The sequence below is a fragment of the Halobaculum magnesiiphilum genome (assembly GCF_019823105.1).
GTDB classification, from domain to species: Archaea; Halobacteriota; Halobacteria; order Halobacteriales; family Haloferacaceae; genus Halobaculum; species Halobaculum magnesiiphilum.
On sequence record NZ_CP081960.1, the window covers coordinates 106,603 to 125,247 of the forward strand.

The following is an 18,645-nucleotide window of genomic DNA, read 5'->3' on the forward strand; positions in this document are numbered from 1 at the left end:
ATCAGGCCCCTCGTTCGATCGTGAGGTCCGCCTCGCCGTCGACGGTGACTCCCGTGAGGGTGCCGCTGAACCGGTACGCGTCCACGCCGGACCCGACGACTCCGATGACCTTGCCGTCGCGCGCGAAGTCCTCGACGCGGTCCCAGTCGGTGCCGTCCTCCGTCTTACTGCTCGCCTCGGTGTCTCGGACGACCTCGCCGGAGACGGTGAACGTGTAGTTCGTCGGACTGCCGTTGTCGGCGCCGTTGACCACGACCTGGTTCGACAGGTCGTCGTCGTACGTGCGGTCGCCGTCGTCCGTGGACCCGTCGTCGGTGGATCCGTCGTCCGTACTCCCGTCGTCCGTGGACCCGTCGTCGGTGGATCCGTCGTCCGTACTCCCGTCGTTCGATCCACCATCGTCGGTGGATCCGTCGTCCGTGGACCCGTCGTCGGTGGATCCGTCGTCCGTACTCCCGTCGTTCGATCCACCATCGTCGGTGGATCCGTCGTCCGTGGACCCGTCACCGGACGAGTCGTCGCCCGACCCGTCGTCGGTCGGCACTTCCCCGTTGACGAGTTCCTCGAAGGTGGTCGTGGTCCCGTTCAGCGAGACGGAGTACTCGTAGCCGTCGTCGACGACGTAGTCGACGACCTCGCCGTTGAAGCGGAACGAGTCCAGTTCGTCCGGCTGGAGGTCTTGGACTTCGATCAGCGTGTTCCCATCGCTGGTAGTGGTGATGGTGTCGGAGCCGGGCTCGGCCTCGTCTCCGTACGTCGCTTCCCCAGTCACCACGATGTCCATGTCGAAGTCTCCGGGCGTGGCGCTGTCCGTTTGCGGGTTGTCAGCGTCGGCGTGGAGGACCAGCGTGTGGTCGTACTCGGCGGGGTCTGGTTCGACGGGAACCGAACCGTCGCCCCACGGACCAACGCCCGGCTCGATCCCTTCGATCTCGTCGGAGACCGCGTAGCCGGTGATGTCCGAGGGCAGCGGGAACTCCGGGGAACCGGCAACGATACCGTTCCCGTCGTAGTCCGGCTCGATCCCGTCGCTGCCGGAGCCCTGGAACGTACAGTTCTCGACGGTCACGTCGATGTCGCCGCCGGTCTTGTCGCGAATGATGTCCCCACTGGAGTCGTTGTAGAAGTGACAATTGCGGACCGTGAGCGTCGATCCCGCGGCACCGTCGTGCGCGACGATCGGGTTGCCGACGCCGTCGACGTCCATCGCGACGAAGTAACAGTTCTCGACAACGAAGTTACCCGGGTGGCGCATACGGAGCCCGCGACCGTTTCTCACGTTGGTGTCGTCGGTGCGCACCGGGTCGGTCACCGCGATCAGGCAGTTACGCACGTACGTCGTCTCGTTGACGTCGGTGCCGCGCCGGTGACCGATCCGGATGTTCGAGATGTTGCTGTTGGCCGCAACACAGTTCTCGAATGTCATCGGGAGCTTGTCGGTATAGGCACCGTTGTTGCCCATCCACGCCCACGAGGAGTTTCGAACGACCGCACGTTCCCCCCCCTCCGGATTGTACATCGCACGGTCTCGCGACTGGTTCCCGCCCTCGGGCCAATGGAATCCGTCTATCTCACAGCCGGACACGACGTACAGTCCAGCACGGGCCTCATTGTTGCGTCCGCGGACGACGATGTTCTCGAGCCGTCCCTCGATCCAGCCGTCCATCGTGCCTCCCTCGAGGTTCACGACGACGTCGCCGGGGTTGCCCTCGCCGATCAGGGCGTCGCCCGAGCCGATGTCGAGGTCGTCGTCGTTCCAAGTGTACTCGCCGGCCGGAATCCTGACCTCGCCGCTGGGCGAGCTGTACTCGCCGAAGTCGCCAGCTGCGGTGGCCGCCTCGCTCGCCAGCGCGCCGGCGCCGCCGACGGTCGCGAACGCGCCGATCCCCTTCAGCAGCGTTCGGCGGCTCGCGGAGGCGGTATCCTCCGACTTCTGTTCAGTAGTCGACTCCTTCTCGTCTGCGTCCCCAGTATGGCTGTCTGCCATGGACGGTAAGGGAGCGAATACACACAAGTAGGATCTGACGAATTCCCTCCCGATCGGCGGTAAGATACGGTTACTTACGGTCGAACGCGGGTACGTTCCCCGTACCGTTTGTTTCGAGTAACTACCGAATAACTACGAAATGGATTCACGATCGGCGGGTCCGCGCCGGCGTGCCGGTGGAGGCGGTACGTTCGTCCTTCTGATTTGACAGCAACGAGCGCGCGTCAGTAATCGACAACAAACGAGCGGTAGGGACGATAAAAACCCGAGAATCGCTATCTCACGTAGCGATCTCTAGGGTGTACGACCCGGCCGCCTCGAACGTCCCTTCGACGAAGTACGCCGAGCCGACCGTGAGTTCGCCGTGACTACCGGTTAGGAGGAGCCGTACCCGGTCGACGTTGGGTCACCCTACGGGTGGCGCTCATCATAACAAAGGTCGGACTCGACCCAGGTTCGGCCGTGAGCGACCGAGACCAAACCGAGCTACGGACCCTTCTGATCGGGATCGACGGAGCCTCGTGGTCCGTGCTCGATCCGTTACGTGCGGAGGGAATACTCCCGACGCTCGGATCGCTGTTCGATCGGGGTGCCGTCGGCGATCTGGCGTCGCAGCTTCCCCCGTGGACGCCCAGCGCGTGGCCGTCGCTGTACACCGGTGTTAACCCTGGTAAGCACGGCGTATTCGACTTCCTCAGCTTCGACGGGTACGACTGGGACCTCGTCGACCGCGGCGACGTACACGAGCACGCCCTGTGGGAGCTGCTGGATCAACGGGGGCTTCGAAGCGTCGTCGTGAACGTCCCGGTGACCGACCCCCCGCGACCGTTCGACGGCGCGCTCGTGCCCGGGTACGTCGCCCCCGAGGAGCCGACCTGTCACCCGGCGGGCCTCCTGGACGACCTCCGCGAGGAGATCGGCGAGTACCGCGTGTACGCGCCAGAGGACGCGACCGACGAGGAGGAGATCGACTGGTACGAGCGGCTCGTCCGGATGCGCGGGGACGCCTTCCGCCACCTGGCCGACGAGTACGACCCGCACTTCGGGTTCGTCCAGTTCCAACAGACGGACACCGTCTTCCACGAACGGCCGACTGACGACCGCGCCGTCGAGCGGGTGTTCTCCGCCGTCGACGACGAGATCGGACGGATCCTCGACGTGTGTGATCCCGACACGGTGATCGTCGCGAGCGATCACGGGATCGGTCCCTACGAGGGACACGAGTTCCGCGTGAACTCCTTTCTCCGCGAGTCCTCGTACGTTCGAACGACCACCGGCGAGGGTGGAATGCCGTCGTGGGGGGAGGTAGCTCGCGACGGCGACGCGTCACCGTCCTTCGCCAGCCGGGCCGTCAAGGCCGCTGCGACCGTCGGCATCACCAGCCAACGGATCAACAGGCTGCTGTCCGCGCTCCGGATCGACGGGTTCGTTCTCGATCGCGTCTCGACGGAGACGGTCCGGGCGGCGACCGAGCGGGTCGACTTCCCCGCGTCCGCGGCGTACATGCGCTCGCGGACGGAACTGGGAGTCCGGATCAACAAGGCGGGGCGCGACCCGCAGGGTGTGGTCTCCCCGAGCGAGTACGCCTCGGTCCGCGAGGACCTGATCGAGGCGTTGGAGGCCGTCCGGACGCCGGACGGCGAACCGGCGTTCGAGGCGGTCGTCCCGGCGGAGGACGTGTTTCACGGCCCCCACGTCGACGACGCGGTCGACATCGTCACGGTCCCGCGGGAGTTCGACGTGTACCTCTCGGCGTCGGTCCGCGACGAGCAGTTCGGCCCGCCCTCGGAGCCGTGGAACCACAAGCCCACGGGAGTCGTCTCGGTGACGGGAATGGGCGTCGACGCCGACGAACCGCTGGAGGACGCCCACCTGTTCGACGTCGCGCCGACGGTGCTGTCCGCCCTCGGGGTCCCTCCGAGCGACCGGATGGACGGCGGGACGCTCCCGCCGGTGGCGTCAGTGCCCCCGGCCGAGTACGCGCCGTTCTCGCCGCGGGACACCGAACGAACGAGCACCGGAACCGTCGAGGATCGGCTCTCGAACCTCGGGTATCTGGAGGGAGAACGATGAGCATCGAGGTTCGGCCGGTCGACGACGACGAACGATGGAACGGCTACCTCGAACACGCCCCGACGCCGACGCCGTTTCACTACGCGGAGGTGCTGGACGTGCTCGCGTCCGCGGCGGGCGCGACGCTCCACCGCCTCGGCGGATTCAAAGGACAGGAGCCGGTGGGGCTGTTTCCGGTGTTCGAGGTGGACCGCGGCCCGGTCTCGGGTGTGTTCTCGCCGCCGCCGGACCTGAAGGTACCGTACCTCGGCCCCACGCTCGTCGTCCGCGGCGACGCGCCGAAGCGTCGTCGCCTCGACCGCCAACACCACGAGTTCGTCGAGCGGACCGTCGAGCATCTGTCGGCCTCGATGGACCCCGGGCTCGTCAACGTCCGCACACCCCCGGGGTACGACGACGTTCGCCCGTTCTCATGGAACGAGTACGAGGCGGATCCGCGCTACACGTACGTGGTCGACATCACGAGGTCCGAGGAGGAACTGCTCGACAGCTTCAGCTCGGACGCCAGACGCAACGTCACCGACGACTACGACGTGGACTACGAGATCCTTCCGGGCGACGCCGCGGACATCGAGCGGATCGTCGAACAGACCAGGCGGCGCCACGCCGAGCAGGGGGAGCCGTTCCCGATCGACTCCTCGTTCGTGGTCGACCTATACGAGGCGGCGCCGAAGGGGGTTGTCCGTCCCGTCGTCTGTCGGATCGACGGCGAGTTCACCGCCGGAACTGTCTGCCTCGAAGCCCACGGCGCCGCGATCCGGTGGGTGGGCTCGGCGAAGCCGCCCTGTGACCTCCCCGCGAACGACCTGATCGACTGGGAGTACTGCCGACGCGCGGCCGGTCGAGGGGTGCGCTCGTTCGACCTCGCGGGCGCGAACACCCCCCGGATCGCCGAGTACAAGGCGAAGTTCGCCCCCGACCTCGTGCCCTACTACCGGGTAAAGCACGCCTCCCGAACGATGGACGTAGCCGTGTCGTTATATAATAAACTGCGGTGAACCTCCCCACCGCGTTCGATCGCCGATCCGTCCCGTTCGACCCCGTCGACGCTACCGGAGCGACTCCACGTCGAGCCGCCCGTCGGACGACGCTCGAACGGTGACGGTGTCGTACTCGAACGACACCTCAACGCCGGCGTTCGACCGCCGGAGAAGCGTGTCGAGGGCGTCCCCGTCGACGTACTCGTTGAGCACCGGGAGCTGATCCGCCTCGACGCCGATCGCCTCCGCGACGGCGACCACAACGGCGGTACTCGGGCGCTCGAACTCCGTCCAATCGGTTCGGTAAGTCGGGGTCTCCATTTCCATCCCCCCCGTAGTGCTATTGTCAACCGTCATATATACACAACTGCTCGGGTCAGTCTATTTGGTTTTTATTCATAAAAGCTCCGATACGCCTCCACCGTGTATCAACGATCGGGAACATTCCGCCGGACGAGTAGACTACCGCTTCGAGCCCGCTCACACCCGTTCTCACAACTCTCCGACGTGAACGGGTGATAGTATACGGGAATATTACATACCTGATCACGACGGCCTGGAGTATATAAATAACGGTATCGGTCGTTCGTATCGGTCGGGCCACTGTCAGAATAGACTTTTTCATCACGAACAATACTGGCCGTCCAAGCCACTCACCCCGGGGGAACCGCGTCCCAGTGAAACTCGTCGGGCCCCCTCCGATCGGGGAGCCGGTCGAACCGAGAATGTGAAAACCGAACGTCGCGTGTTCGGCCGCGCAGTCCCTCGGTTCCACGTCGTCAGCCGACGTCCCTCAGCTCCAGGTCGTCAACGGTTGCTCCTCGATCGCGTGGTCACGCTCGTCGCGAGCGGGACTCTCGTCGAGGTCCGCCGCCCGCGAGCATCCGATACACCGCCGAACCACGTTTCTGTTGTCCCCGAACACCCGTGCGAACCGTTCCGTGACGTGGTTTCCGCAGGTCACACACTCTGGCATACACGCTCACGGGGGACGGAATTGGTATTGTTATACTCCGACATCCAGTGAATAACTCCCGACTGTGTCGTTTACGTCGAAATTACTCTCGCGTTGCTCACCCGACAACACTGTCACGTGGCTTTCGTGTCGCCCGACGGACCTCCGGTAGGATCGGTTTACTGGCACAAGTCCGTCTGTGTGGACTTAATAACTATCCTGCGTGCACCGACAGAATCGGTGTGAAGCACACTCGGCGATCAATCCTCAAAGGGTGCATCGCCGTCCAAGCAGCGGGGCTCGCCGGCTGTAACGGTCGCTCGCCACAGACCGAGACGGTGGAGACGACTGATCGCGACCGGACGCCGCCGGCGACGGAGGAAACAGAGTCGCAACTCGAACGGATCGCGTCCCGATGGGGGTTCGAAGACGTGTTGGATCTCTCGTCGGTCGGCGCAGACCCGACCGGTGGATCCAGCATTCACGGCTTGCTCGCGGAGCACCTGGGTCCCGACACGCTGGTGTACCTACCACCTGGTGAGTTTCGCCTCTCGGATACCGTCACCGTGAGCGATGTCGATCGGGTCGGTATCGTAGGTCCGGAAGCGTCGATTATGCCTGACGAAGGAAACACCGAACAGTTGTTGATGTTCGGGTGGCCGGACCCAGTTGGCACGGCATTGTGCATCGGGGTCGACTTTGACTACCTCGCCGACAACACCGGCGGGCGTCCGATATTGGCACGGGCGTCCGACTCGGTGCTGCTCGAATCGGTCTCCGTGACGGGCGAGGCTGACGTGGACGAGGACCTCATCCGCGTCGACGTGCTGAACCCATCGGGCCGTGGGATAGTCCGCGACCTTCAGATGCTCGACGGCGCCCCCGCCGACACGAGAGTGACTGGCTGTCAGGTTGGTGATAACCGTGGCGACCTCTGGTTCGTCGACTGTCGGATCGATGGCTTCCCCGACAACGGGTTGTACGCTGATCCTCCGGAGGGCAGCGTCCACGTGATCGGCGGCCGGTATCGGAACAACGGCGTGGCGAACGTCCGTATCGAAACATCGGACCGTGCCGTCGTGCGCGGGGTCCACGTTCGATGCGACGATGCGACCGGCGGCGGCGCCAACATGCGTGGAATCCGACTGCGTGCCGGCGAATCGATCCTAGTCGAGGACTGCTTCGTCGAACTATTGGAGGTCACCACCAGTGACGGGGCGATCGTGTTCTCATCGGAACTCAGTTCGGCGACGGTTCGCAACTGCCGCATCCGTGTCGATGCCGACGGAGTGAACGCTATCCGCCTGAAAAGCGCTGCGGATGAGCGGCACATCGACGGACCGTTCACCTGTGAGGGCGTCTCGATCGAGGGCCAAGCCAGCGGCGGTGCAGTAGTCCAGGCTGCTAATCGGAGCGGCGTTTCCTTCTCGGATCTGTGCATCAGACAGATGGGCACGGACCGCGACGGCTTTAAACTCCAGAATATCGTCGGTGAAGTCCGGGACACGTCCATCAGTGTCACTGGCATTCCGTTTGATTTGGAAGGATCGACGCTCGAACGACAGAACGTGACCGTCGGGTCTCCATCCGATAATGGTACGACCGCAGACTTTCACTGTGTCAGGGACGAGGACACCGACTGATGAACGCCGACTGAGCCGATCCCCGACGACGCGGGTACAGGTTACCCTCATCCGACGCATCGGGTCGAACGGATGGGATACGTGTCCCGTTGAACCCACGGCATTCGAGGTGTTCGGGGCGGAGCCGTCATCCGATCAGACCGTTTCTAACGCCCCATAAGCGCGTTTATAACAATGAGTTGACCGGGCCATCGACAGACAACCGCCACCGGCGGCAGATGCAACATGTCCACACTCAGAACAGTCGAGCGGAACGTCGCACAGCAAACGAAGACGGATCGGCGATGTCGTGACTCGGGCCGGTCCGCGATAGCTGTGGAGGGTAACGCGGAATGACCGACGTGTACGGTCACGCACAGACGGACGGTGGAACTTCCGCATCGGACATCCACTCTGACGCAATCCTCAAACGCGAGGGCGGACGCGGGCCGACGTTCGGCGCCGACCCGACGATCCGCGAGGGAACCGTGGTCTACGCCGACGTGGTCGTCGGCGACCGGTTCACGACGGGCCACCACGCGATCGTCCGAGAGGGGACGAGAGCCGGCGACGACGTGCTCGTCGGCACGCAGGCCGTCCTCGACGGCGACTGCACCGTCGGCGACGACGTGAGTATTCAGACCGGCGTGTACTGTCCGACCGGCACCACCCTCGGCGACCGGGTGTTCCTCGGTCCCCACGCGGTGCTCACGAACGACCCGTACCCGCTTCGGACGGACGCGGACCTGGACGCCCCGACGCTCGAGGACGACGTCTCCGTCGGCGCGAACGCGACGATCCTCCCAGGTGTCACCGTCGGCGAGGGCGCGTTCGTCGCCGCCGACGCGCTCGTCACCGAGGACGTTCCCCCGCGGACGCTCGCGGTGGGATCGCCCGCGGAGTTCCGTCCGCTTCCCCCGGAGCTCGAGGGGGGGAACGACCAGTGATCCCCCTCGCGAGTCCCGACGTCGGAGCCGACGAGCGCGAGCGCGTCCTCGACGTGCTCGATTCGGGCCAGCTCGCCGACGGCGAGGAGGTCCGAGCGTTCGAGCGGGAGTTCGCCCGGTACTGCGGGACCGAGCACGCGGTGGCGACGACCAACGGGACGACGGCCCTCCATGCCGCCTTCGAGGCGCTCGGGATCGGCGAGGGCGACGCGGTGGTCACGACGCCGTTCTCGTTCATCGCGAGCGCGAACTCCATCGTCCACGCCGGCGCCGAACCGGCGTTCGCCGACGTGGAGCCAACGACGCTCACGCTCGATCCCGCTCGCGTCGAGGAGGTACTCGCCGAGCGCGACGACGTGGCCGCGATCCTCGCGGTCCACATCTACGGCATGCCCGCCGACATGGACCGGTTGCGCGCGCTCGCCGACGAGTACGACGTGGCGCTCGTCGAGGACGCCGCGCAGGCTCACGGCGCGACCTACGAGGGAGAACCCGTCGGAAGCCTCGCCGACGCCGCTTGCTTCTCGTTTTACCCGACGAAGAACATGACCAGCGGGGAGGGCGGGATGATCACCACCGACGACGGGGCGCTCGCCGAGCGCGCCGCCCGCTTCTGTGACCACGGACGAACCGTCGAGTACCGCCACGGCGAGGTCGGGCACAACTTCCGGATGACGAGCCTGTGTGCGGCCATCGGCCGCGCGCAACTGGAGAAGCTCCCCGAGTACAACCTCGCGCGCCGCGGCAACGCCGCCTACCTCACCGAGCACTTCGCGGGCACGTCCGTCGAGACGCCCGCCGAACCGGACGGACGCACGCCGGTGTATCACCAGTACACTGTCCGCTCGGATCACCGCGACCTGCTGGAGTCGCACCTGGCGGACCACGGCGTCTCCTCGGCGGTGTACTACCCGCTGCCGATCCACGAGCAGCCGGCGTATCCGGACGTCGACGTGTCGCTTCCCGTCGCCGAGCGCGCGGCCGAGCGCGTCCTCTCGCTGCCGGTCCACCCCGACCTCTCGGTGGCCGACCTGGAGGCCGTCGTCGACGCGGTCGAGCGCTTCGACCACAGCGAACGGGTACCCGAGGCGGCCGCGGACGAGGGGAGGGTGGACTCGTGAGCGCCGCCAACGACGCCGCCGAGGAGGCGGCCACGGACGGACCCGTTCGGGTGGGTGTCGTCGGTGTCGGGAGCATGGGGCGCAACCATGCCCGGGTCTACCGCGAGCTCGCCGATGTCGAGTTGGTCGGCGTCGCCGACATGGACACCGAGGCGGCCGAGCGCGTCGCCCGCGAGTACGGCACGGTCGCGTACGACACCGACGACCTCCTCGGGGTCGCAGACGCGGTGAGCGTCGCGGTCCCGACGAGCGCGCACGCGCCGGTGCTCGAACGGTGTATCGACGCCGGCGTGCACGCGCTCGTCGAGAAGCCGTTCGTCGACGACCTCGCGACCGGACGCGAGCTGGCGGCCCGGGCCGAGGAGGCCGGGGTCACCGTTCAGGTGGGACACGTCGAGCGGTTCAACCCGGCGGTACGGACGTTGATGCGGATCCTCCCGAACCTCGACGTGCTCGCGGTCGACGCGCGTCGACTCGGTCCGCCGACGGACCGCGAGCTGGACGGCACCGTCGTCTCGGACCTGATGATCCACGACATCGACGTGATCAACGCGGTCATCGACGCCCGTCCCGGCACGCTCGGCGCGACCGGCGCGGCCGACGGCGACTACGCCACCGTCCAGTGCGTCTACGAGGACGGCACCGTCACGACGTTCACGGCCAGTCGGGTCACCCGTCGGAAGGTCAGACGGCTCGAGATCACCGCCCGCGAGTGTTTGGTCGTCGTCGACTACCTCGCACAGACCGTCGAGATCCACCGCAGCGAGGTGCCCGAGTACGTGGAGTCGAACGGCACGGTCCGCCACCGCACCGAGAGCGTCGTCGAGCGACCGTTCGTCGAGACGGGCGAGCCGCTGAAGGCCGAACTCGGTGCGTTCGTCGAGGCGGTCCGCGAGGGGAGCGAGCCGATGGTCACGGTCGAGGACGGCCTCGCGGCCGTCGAGTTCGCCCGGCAGGTCGAGGGCGTGATCGGAATGGAGGACGAACTCGCCGCGCGACAGGAGGCGACGCGATGAGCGAACGCGCCGAGCTCGCCGCGCCGCTGTACGGGAGCGACAGGTCCGAATCCGCCCAACGCGAGGCGTTCACCCGCGGCGAGTACCCGGTCACCGTCTACGGCCTCGGAAAGATGGGCCTCCCCATCGCGACCGTCTTCGCCGAGACCACAGGAACCGTCACCGGCGTCGATATCGACGAGTCGGTCGTCGACCGCGTCAACGACGGGGACTGTCACGTGCGAAACGAGCCCGGCCTCGACGAGGCGGTCGCCGACCTCGTCGCCGACGGGGCGCTGCGCGCGACCACCGACGGCGCCGCGGCCGCAGAGGGCGCCCGGATCCACGTCGTCATCGTCCCGACCCTGATCACCGAGGACCACCAGCCCGACACCTCGGTCGTCACGAGCGTCGCGCGCGACATCGCGGAGGGGCTGGCGCCGGGCGATCTGGTCTGCGTCGAGTCGACGCTCCCGCCGGGCACCTGTCGGGATGTGCTCGCGCCGCTGTTGCGGTACGAGAGCGGACTCGACGACGGCGAGTTCGGGATCGCGTTCTGTCCCGAGCGCACCTCCAGCGGTCGAGCGCTCGCGGACGTGCGCGGGAGCCACCCGAAGGTCGTCGGCGGCGTCGACGCCGAGAGCACGCGCGCGGCGGCGCTGGCGTACGACGAGCTGACGACGAACGAGGTGATCCCCGTCTCGGACACGACGACCGCGGAGGCGGTGAAGGTGTTCGAGGGACTGTACCGCGACGTGAACATCGCGCTGGCGAACGAGTTGGCGCGGTTCACGGGGGAACTCGGGATCGACGTGCGCGAGGCGATCGACGTGGCGAACACGCAGCCGTACTGCGACATCCACGACCCCGGCCCGGGCGTCGGCGGCCACTGCATCCCGTATTACCCGTACTTCGTGCTCAACTGGCTGGAGACGCCCGCGCCGCTGCTCGCGACCGCCCGCGAGGTGAACGACGCGACGCCGGTCCACGTTGTCGACCTCCTGGAGGCTCGGATCGAAGAGCGGGGGGACTCGCTCGCGGGGTCGACGGTCGTCGTCCTCGGGATCACCTACCGCGCCGGCGTCGCGGAGACGCGTGCGAGCCCGGCGATCGACATCTGTCGGACGCTCGACGACCGCGGCGCGACCGTGTACGCCAGCGACCCGCTCGTCGACGCCGAGGGGATCCCCGCGACGTGGGTTCACCCCGAGGAGGTCGGCGCCATCGACGCCGACGCGGTCGTGCTCGCGACCGACCACGAGGAGTTCGACGCCATCGACTGGGACGCCTACCCGTCGTCGACGGTCCTGATCGACACGCGCGACGCGCTCGACGACGACGGGCTCGAACGCGACGTGTACGTCGTCGGGAGGGGACCGTGATCGCGGACGGCTTCACCACCGAGGCGTACGTCGACCTCCTCGATGCGGCCGACGACGGGGGATACGAGTTCCTCACTGTCGCCGACTACCTCGCCACCCCGGCCGAGGACCGCCCCGCGCGGTTCCTCCTCCTCCGTCACGATGTGGACCGGAAGGTCCGCAACGCCGCGCGAATGGCTCGCATCGAGGCGGACCGTGGTATCGAGGCGACCTACTACGTCCGAACCGGAACGTTCGACCCGGGGTTCGTCCGCACCCTCGAATCGCTCGGTCACGAGGTCGGCTACCACTACGAGGACTACGTCCGCGCGGACGGCGACCTCGGGGAGGCTCACGACCGGTTCGCGCGACACCTCCACCTGTTCCGGCGCTACTGCGACGTGGAGACCGTCTGCATGCACGGCAACCCGCTATCGCCCCACGACAACCGCGACATGTGGACCGCCCCGGACGCGCCGGCGTTCGGCGCGTACGACCTCCTCGGCGAGGCGTACCTCTCGATGGACTTCGTCGACGTGACGTACTTCTCCGACACCGGCCGCACCTGGCGCGACGGCGCGTTGAAGATCAAGGACCACACCGTCGGCGACAGCGCCAAGGCGGTTTCGGTCGGCGAGACGGCGGAACTGGCGGCGCTCCTCCGTGAGGGCGCCGTCGACCGCGGCTGCCTGCTCGTCCACCCCGAACGGTGGGCCGACTCGGTCCCCGAACTGCTCGTCGAACGCACGAAAGACGGCGCGATCAACGCCGTGAAACGCGGACTGCGGCTCGTCCGCCCGCCGGCAACCCCTTCATCCACATCATGACGACGATCACCATCGGCCTCGACGGCGCGAACTGGGACCTGATCGGCGACTGGCTCGACGACGGCGACCTCCCGAACCTACAACGGCTCATCGACGACGGGGTCGGCGGCGTCTCCGAGAGCTGTCTGCCGCCGATCACCGTCCCCAACTGGAAGTGTTATTCGACCGGCAAGAACCCCGGGAAGCTGGGGGTGTACCGGTTCGACCGGATCGACACCGAGAGCCGGACGCACGTGTTCCACGACGCGACCGACTTCGAGAGCGCGGAGCTGTGGGACTACCTCAACGACGAGGGGATCTCCGCCGGGGTGATCAACAAACCCTCGACGTACCCGCCGAAGGAGCTCGACGGGTTCGTCGTCGCCGGCGGCCCCGACGCCTCCGAGACGGAGTACCGATCGCTCGAACGCGGGTTCGCGACGCCCGAACGCGTCGAGTCGTTCCTTCGCGAGGAACTCGACTACCGGGTCCACCCGAGCCCGATGATCTCCCCGAGCGAGACCGGCGAGGCCGAGGTCGAGGCGGTCCTCGACCTGATCGACCTGCGATTCGAGGCCGCGAAGGCGCTCATGGAGCGTGAGGACCCGGACTTCCTCCACCTCACGGTGTTTTACAGCATGGCGCTGCAGCACTACTTCTACGACGGCGAGCCCGTCGAGCGCGCGTGGCAGCGCATCGACGCCCACCTCGGCGACTTCCTCGACGAGGGACACGACATCCTCGTGATGTCGGATCACGGAACCTGCTACGTCGACGCGGTGTTCTACGTGAACGTCTGGCTCCAGCAGCAGGGGTATCTCGCCGTCGAGAACAACATCGACGGCGCGCTCCGGAAGGCGGGGATCACCCGGGAACGCGCGCTCTCGGTCGCGAAGCGCCTCGGCATGGTCGAGACCCTGAGCCGGGTCGTGCCCGAGGGGATCCAGAAGGTCATCCCGTGGGACGAGGGCGTCAAGCGCGACCGCGTGCTGTCGATCCTCGACTGGGACGAGACGGAGGCGGTCGCCAGCAACCAGGGACCCATCTACCTCACGCGCTCGCGCGACGACCCCGGCTACGAGGAGCTACGCACCGAGCTGATCGAGGGGCTGGAGTCGCTTCGCCACCCCGAGACGGGGACGCCGCTGGTTCGGGCGGTGTACCGCGGGGAGGAACACTACACCGGGCACGCGGCCGACCGCGCGCCGGACCTCATCCTCGACCAGGGCGAGGGCGTCCACACGAGCGACGCGATCGGTCCCGACGAGCCCGTCGCCGACTCGGGCGTCTGGCTCGGCGGCAACATGCCCGACGGCGTGTTCCTCTTTTCGGGGCCCAGCTTCCGGTCGGACGGCCTCACCGAGCGCGCCCGCATCGTCGATCTCGCGCCCACCCTGCTGCACGCGATGGGCGCGGCGGTCCCCGATGACCTCGACGGCGAGGTGCTCGACGTGTTCGCGCCCGGATGTGACCCGGCGGAGCACCCGATCCGGACGCGTGAACCGCTCTCCGGGGATCGGGCCGGCGGGGAGACCGACGACGCCGAGGTCGAGGCCCGGCTCGCGGACCTGGGCTACCTGGAGTGAGTCCCATGCGCGTTCTCGTCGACGTGAGCCACCCCGCGCACGTCCACCTCTTTCGCAACGCGATCGCGGAGCTCGACGACCGGGGACACGCGGTCCGCGTCGTCAGCCGCGAGAAGGACGTGACCACGGATCTGCTCGACGCGTACGGCATCGATCACGTCCCGCTGTCCGCGAAGGCCGGCGGCGCCGCCGGCGTCGCCCGCGAGTGGACCGCCCGCGGGGCCCGGCTCCTCCGGCAGGTTGCCGGGTTCCGCCCCGACGTGGTCCTCAGCAGGCTCAACCCGACCGCGGCGTACGTCTCCCGGCTCGTCGGCGCGCCGAACGTCGTCTTTCACGACACCGAACAGGCGGGACTGCTCGATCGCGCGACGACGCCGTTCGCGTCGGTCGTCTGCACGCCGGCGGAGTTCGCCCGCGACGCGGGAACCCACCAGATCCGGTATGAGGGGTACCACGAGCTGGCGTACCTCCACCCCGCCCGGTTCGATCCCGATCCGCGACGGCTCACGGACGCCGGCGTCGACCCCGACGAGCCGTTCTCGGTCGTCCGACTCGTCGAGTGGAGCGCCCATCACGACGCCGGCGCCGCCGGCTTCGACCCCGACACTGTCCGCGAGCTGGTAGATCGGCTTGGGGAGTCCGGCGCGGTGTACCTCTCCAGCGAGGGAGCCCTCCCCGACGACCTCGCTCCGTACGAGGCGCCCGTCGCGCCCGACGCGGCCCACGACCTGCTGGCGTACGCCGACTGCTACGTCGGCGACTCGGGGACGATGGCGACGGAGGCGGCGTTGCTGGCGACGCCGACGGTCCGGTACGACCCCTACGAGTCCAGCATGGGGAACTTCGAGACGCTCGCGGAGCTGGGGCTCGTCGACTCGATCGCTGACGAGCGCGCGGTCGTCGAGCGAGCCGTCGAGCTCGCGGCCGATCCCGACGCCGCCGACCGCTGGCGCCGCCGCCGTCGCCGCCTCCTCGGGGAGAAGATCGACGTGACGGCGTTCATGGTCGAACTCGCGGAGGAGGTGGGTACGTCGTGAGCCGCTCGGGCGACGCGGGGCGACCGGCGTTCCTCCCCGGCAACGACGACATCACGTGGCCCGACGGCCGCGAGCCCCCCGAGGAGCGCCCCGTCCCCGACGGCCACGAGTTCAGCCTCCTGCTCACCCACGACATCGACCGCCCGTACAAGACGTACCAGTCGTTGTACTACGCGGCGACCGAGTCGGACCGCCGCGCGTACCACCTCTCGACGCTGGTCCCCGGCGTCAACCCCTACTGGCGCTTCGAGGAGCTGATGGCGCTCGAGGACGATCTCGGCGTTCGCTCGGGGTGTTACATGCTCGACGAACAGCGGCTGTTCCGCGACCGCCCGGCCGCGGAGTGGCCGACGATGGAGGGCTGGCAGCTGTTCGCCGGCCGGTACGATCCCACGTCCCCCGAGATCCGCGACGCGTTCCGCGCGCTCGACGACGGCGGCTGGGAGATCGGCCTCCACGGCTCCTACGAGTCGTTCGACGACCGCGAGCGCATGCGCGACGAGAAGGAGACGGTCGAGTCGGTCGTCGGCCACGCGGTCGCCGGCGGCCGCCAGCACTACCTCAACCTCAAGACGCCCGACACGTGGGAGCACCAGCGCGCGCTCGGACTGCGCTACGACTGTAGCCTCGGGACGAGCGCCGAGCCCGGTTTTCATCACGGGCACGGGATCAGGCGCCCGTTCGGCGCCGACGACGGGTTCGTCGTGTTCCCGCTGACGATCATGGAGCAGTCGATCCCCGACCCCGGCGAGGACTTCGACGCCGCGTGGGCCGTCTGCGAGGCCCTTCTGGAGGAAGCACGCGAGGAGGGCGCGGTGATGAGCGTGCTGTGGCACCTGCGCCACTTCGCCCCCGACGAGTTCCCGGGCTACGATCGGATCTATCGGAAGCTGATCCGCCGGGCTCAGGAGCTCGGCGCGTGGGTCGGGTCGCCCGGACAGTTCTATGAGGAGATTGGTCTGGGTGGCGCTGATGGGACGGGGGGCGTCGCGGCGGCGGCCACTTCCGCGGCGACGAGGACGCCGGCCGACTCGACGGCGCGAGACCAGTCTGAGGGGCGGTAGCGACCGAACACCGACCGCCTGCACACCCGTCGCTTCCCGCCCGTTTCGCCGTTCGGTGCCTCGCGCCGTTTCGACGGATCGCCGTCGTCTCCGGTGGTACCCTCCGTATAACAATCCCCCGCTCGACCCCCCCTCTCCGTACATGGATATCCGACGGCTCTCACTGGCGGAGTGGGACGAGGCACTCCCGAACGAGGGGTTCGAGGTGTTCCACACGCCCGAGGCGCTCGAAACGCTCGACGCGCACGCGAGGGGGGAACTGCGACTCTACGGCGGGTACAAGGGCGAACAGGCGATCGGCCTCGCGCCGGTGTTCGTTCGCGAGCAGGCGTTCGGCACGGCCGCGTTGTCGCCGCCGCCCGGGTTCGGGATCCCCCGGCTCGGGCCGCTCGTCATGCCGACCAGCCCCAAACAGCGCAAGCGCGAACGCGTCAACGGCCGGTTCGCCGAGGGGCTACTGGAGGAGTTCGATGTCGACGCGTCGACGACGCTGTTCCGGATGGTGTGTCCGACCAGCTACGCGGACCCGCGTCCGTTCGGGTGGTCGTCGCTGTCGGTCGAGCCGACGTTCACCTACCACCTCCCGGTCGACGAGGACACCGACGCGATACTGAAGTCCTTCTCGAAGAGCCTCCGGCGGGAGATCCGCGACGCCGAGGACGTAGACTGCTCGTTCGAGGTCGGCGACCGCGAGGACGTGCGTCGGATCTACGAGCAGGCGCGCGACCGCTACACCGAGCAGGACCGCGGCTTCACGATGACGTGGCCCTACGTGCGCGACCTCACCGACGCGCTCTCGGCGGTCGACCGCTGTCGCCCGTACGTCGTCCGCGACGCCGACGGCGACTTCGTCAGCGGGATACTCGTGTTGTACTCAAACGACGCCGCGTACTTCTGGCTCGGCGGCGCGGTCGCGACGTTGGAGGGGACGACGGTCAACAGCGCGCTCCACTGGCGGATCGTCCGCGACATCGCCGCCGATGAACCCCTCGGATCGGTCGATACGTACGACCTGATGGGCGCCAACACCGAGCGACTCTGCCGGTACAAGAGCAAGTTCGGCGCCGACCTCGTGCCGTACTACACGGTCGAGTCCGAGGGCGCGGGAATGCGCGCTGCCAAGACAGCCTACCGGCTCATGAGCAGGTGACCTGATGCGGGTGCTCAACCTGGTCACCAACGAACGCGCGCGCTTCTTTCGAAAACAACGGGCCACGCTCACGGATCTGGGCGTGGAGGAGACCACGCTGACCGTCCCCGGCGACCACTCCTACGACAACGGCTCGACGAACGAGCGGTCCGCGGTCGACTACCTCAGGTTTCTCCCGCAGGTCGTGCGTCGCTCGTTCGGGGAGTTCGATCTCGTTCACGCGAACTACGGGCTGACGGCGCCGCACGCGCTCGCGCAGCTTCGACTCCCGGTGGTGCTGTCGCTGTGGGGGACCGATCTGATGGGCAGGTACGGCCCGATCACGAAGGCGTGCGCCCGTCGCGCGGACGAGGTCGTCGTGATGTCCGACCGAATGGCCGCGGCGCTCGATCGCCCGTGTCACGTCATCCCACACGGCGTCGACCTCGACCTGTTCGAGCCGATGCCGACAGACGATGCCCGCGCCGAGCTGGGATGGGACGCCGACGCCGACCACGTGCTGTTTCCGTACCCGCCCGCACGCGGGGTGAAGGACTACCCGCGCGCCGAGCGCGTCGTCGACCGCGTCCGCGACCGCCTCGAGGGGGAGGTCGCCTTCCACACCGTCACCGGCGAGCCGCACGAGCGGATGCCCGTGTACATGAACGCGGCGGACGTGCTGCTGCTCACCTCTCGCCACGAGGGCTCGCCGAACGCCGTGAAGGAGGCGCTGGCGTGCAACCTCCCGGTCGTCTCCACCGACGTGGGTGACGTGCCCGAGCGCCTCGACGGCGTCGCCCACTCGCGAGTCGCCCGCAGCGACGCGCAACTCGTCGACGGCGTCGTCGCGGCGCTCCGCGCCGGCGAACGCTCGGACGGTCGGGCGGCCGCCGAGGAGGTGTCGGCCGAGGAGACCGGCGCTCGACTGTTGGCCGTCTACGAGGAGGTGCTCTCGTGACCGCTCGCCTTCGAGTCCGTGTTC

At 67.8% G+C, this 18,645-nt stretch carries 15 protein-coding genes and 1 pseudogene; 13 read left to right on the plus strand and 3 right to left on the minus strand.

The features are described 5' to 3' along the window. Nucleotide 1 precedes the first annotated feature (1 nt). Entirely contained in the window at nucleotides 2-1,987 is a 1,986-nt protein-coding gene (locus tag K6T50_RS17055; RefSeq protein WP_222609439.1) for a hypothetical protein, read from the minus strand. A 462-nt stretch (nucleotides 1,988-2,449) separates the two neighbouring features. On the opposite strand from K6T50_RS17055, the gene K6T50_RS17060 reads away from it, so the two are divergent. Both K6T50_RS17060 and K6T50_RS17065 read left to right on the plus strand, forming a co-directional pair. Continuing rightward, nucleotides 2,450-4,060 (plus strand): alkaline phosphatase family protein, encoded by a 1,611-nt coding sequence (locus K6T50_RS17060; RefSeq protein ID WP_222609440.1) that lies wholly within the window; start codon nucleotides 2,450-2,452, stop codon nucleotides 4,058-4,060. Beyond that, a complete protein-coding gene (locus tag K6T50_RS17065) occupies nucleotides 4,057-5,058 on the plus strand; it encodes a GNAT family N-acetyltransferase (RefSeq protein WP_222609441.1) in 1,002 nt (333 codons plus the stop codon). The genes K6T50_RS17060 and K6T50_RS17065 overlap by 4 nt, the downstream gene beginning before the upstream one ends. Before the next feature lie 51 nt (nucleotides 5,059-5,109). Here K6T50_RS17065 and K6T50_RS17070 read toward each other — a convergent pair whose 3' ends face one another. Both K6T50_RS17070 and K6T50_RS19345 read right to left on the minus strand, forming a co-directional pair. Continuing rightward, nucleotides 5,110-5,361: a HalOD1 output domain-containing protein gene (locus K6T50_RS17070; protein WP_222609442.1), complete on the minus strand. Its 252-nt coding sequence runs from the start codon at nucleotides 5,359-5,361 to the stop codon at nucleotides 5,110-5,112. Between the two features lie 472 nt (nucleotides 5,362-5,833). Next, nucleotides 5,834-6,013: pseudogene (locus tag K6T50_RS19345) on the minus strand (DUF7563 family protein); the annotation flags it as partial. Between the two features lie 224 nt (nucleotides 6,014-6,237). Here K6T50_RS19345 and K6T50_RS17075 point away from each other — a divergent pair. From K6T50_RS17075 to K6T50_RS17125, 11 genes are all read left to right on the plus strand, one after another. Further along, complete coding sequence (locus K6T50_RS17075; protein WP_222609443.1) at nucleotides 6,238-7,638, plus strand: hypothetical protein; 1,401 nt, start codon at nucleotides 6,238-6,240, stop codon at nucleotides 7,636-7,638. 332 nt (nucleotides 7,639-7,970) lie between these two features. Further along, nucleotides 7,971-8,564, plus strand: a complete 594-nt coding sequence (locus K6T50_RS17080; RefSeq protein ID WP_222609444.1) for an acyltransferase — start codon at nucleotides 7,971-7,973, stop codon at nucleotides 8,562-8,564. Then, entirely contained in the window at nucleotides 8,561-9,685 is a 1,125-nt protein-coding gene (locus K6T50_RS17085; protein WP_222609445.1) for a DegT/DnrJ/EryC1/StrS family aminotransferase, read from the plus strand. Before K6T50_RS17080 ends, K6T50_RS17085 begins: the two co-directional genes overlap by 4 nt. After that, on the plus strand, nucleotides 9,682-10,701 hold the full coding sequence (locus K6T50_RS17090; RefSeq protein ID WP_225935481.1) for a Gfo/Idh/MocA family protein: 1,020 nt from the start codon (nucleotides 9,682-9,684) through the stop codon (nucleotides 10,699-10,701). The genes K6T50_RS17085 and K6T50_RS17090 overlap by 4 nt, the downstream gene beginning before the upstream one ends. Continuing rightward, nucleotides 10,698-12,062, plus strand: coding sequence for a nucleotide sugar dehydrogenase (locus tag K6T50_RS17095; protein WP_222609446.1), 1,365 nt, complete (start codon nucleotides 10,698-10,700; stop codon nucleotides 12,060-12,062). The genes K6T50_RS17090 and K6T50_RS17095 overlap by 4 nt, the downstream gene beginning before the upstream one ends. Beyond that, nucleotides 12,059-12,868, plus strand: a complete 810-nt coding sequence (locus K6T50_RS17100) for a hypothetical protein (RefSeq protein WP_225935482.1) — start codon at nucleotides 12,059-12,061, stop codon at nucleotides 12,866-12,868. The genes K6T50_RS17095 and K6T50_RS17100 overlap by 4 nt, the downstream gene beginning before the upstream one ends. After that, entirely contained in the window at nucleotides 12,865-14,433 is a 1,569-nt protein-coding gene (locus K6T50_RS17105; RefSeq protein ID WP_222609447.1) for an alkaline phosphatase family protein, read from the plus strand. The genes K6T50_RS17100 and K6T50_RS17105 overlap by 4 nt, the downstream gene beginning before the upstream one ends. A gap of 5 nt (nucleotides 14,434-14,438) precedes the next feature. Then, nucleotides 14,439-15,470: a DUF354 domain-containing protein gene (locus K6T50_RS17110; RefSeq protein WP_222609448.1), complete on the plus strand. Its 1,032-nt coding sequence runs from the start codon at nucleotides 14,439-14,441 to the stop codon at nucleotides 15,468-15,470. Then, entirely contained in the window at nucleotides 15,467-16,534 is a 1,068-nt protein-coding gene (locus tag K6T50_RS17115; protein WP_225935483.1) for a polysaccharide deacetylase family protein, read from the plus strand. The genes K6T50_RS17110 and K6T50_RS17115 overlap by 4 nt, the downstream gene beginning before the upstream one ends. 142 nt (nucleotides 16,535-16,676) lie before the next feature. Continuing rightward, nucleotides 16,677-17,684: a GNAT family N-acetyltransferase gene (locus tag K6T50_RS17120; RefSeq protein WP_222609449.1), complete on the plus strand. Its 1,008-nt coding sequence runs from the start codon at nucleotides 16,677-16,679 to the stop codon at nucleotides 17,682-17,684. A 4-nt stretch (nucleotides 17,685-17,688) separates the two neighbouring features. Further along, nucleotides 17,689-18,621, plus strand: a complete 933-nt coding sequence (locus K6T50_RS17125; protein WP_222609450.1) for a glycosyltransferase — start codon at nucleotides 17,689-17,691, stop codon at nucleotides 18,619-18,621. Nucleotides 18,622-18,645: the final 24 nt, after the last annotated feature.

Bases quoted from the DNA above. Each gene is read 5' to 3' on its own strand.
- K6T50_RS17055 (WP_222609439.1), bottom strand. From the start codon at position 1,987: ATGGCAGACAGCCATACTGGGGACGCAGACGAGAAGGAGTCGACTACT.
- K6T50_RS17065 (WP_222609441.1), top strand. From the start codon at position 4,057: ATGAGCATCGAGGTTCGGCCGGTCGACGACGACGAACGATGGAACGGC.
- K6T50_RS17070 (WP_222609442.1), bottom strand. From the start codon at position 5,361: ATGGAGACCCCGACTTACCGAACCGATTGGACGGAGTTCGAGCGCCCG.
- K6T50_RS17080 (WP_222609444.1), top strand. From the start codon at position 7,971: ATGACCGACGTGTACGGTCACGCACAGACGGACGGTGGAACTTCCGCA.
- K6T50_RS17095 (WP_222609446.1), top strand. From the start codon at position 10,698: ATGAGCGAACGCGCCGAGCTCGCCGCGCCGCTGTACGGGAGCGACAGG.
- K6T50_RS17105 (WP_222609447.1), top strand. From the start codon at position 12,865: ATGACGACGATCACCATCGGCCTCGACGGCGCGAACTGGGACCTGATC.
- K6T50_RS17110 (WP_222609448.1), top strand. From the start codon at position 14,439: ATGCGCGTTCTCGTCGACGTGAGCCACCCCGCGCACGTCCACCTCTTT.
- K6T50_RS17120 (WP_222609449.1), top strand. From the start codon at position 16,677: ATGGATATCCGACGGCTCTCACTGGCGGAGTGGGACGAGGCACTCCCG.
- K6T50_RS17125 (WP_222609450.1), top strand. From the start codon at position 17,689: ATGCGGGTGCTCAACCTGGTCACCAACGAACGCGCGCGCTTCTTTCGA.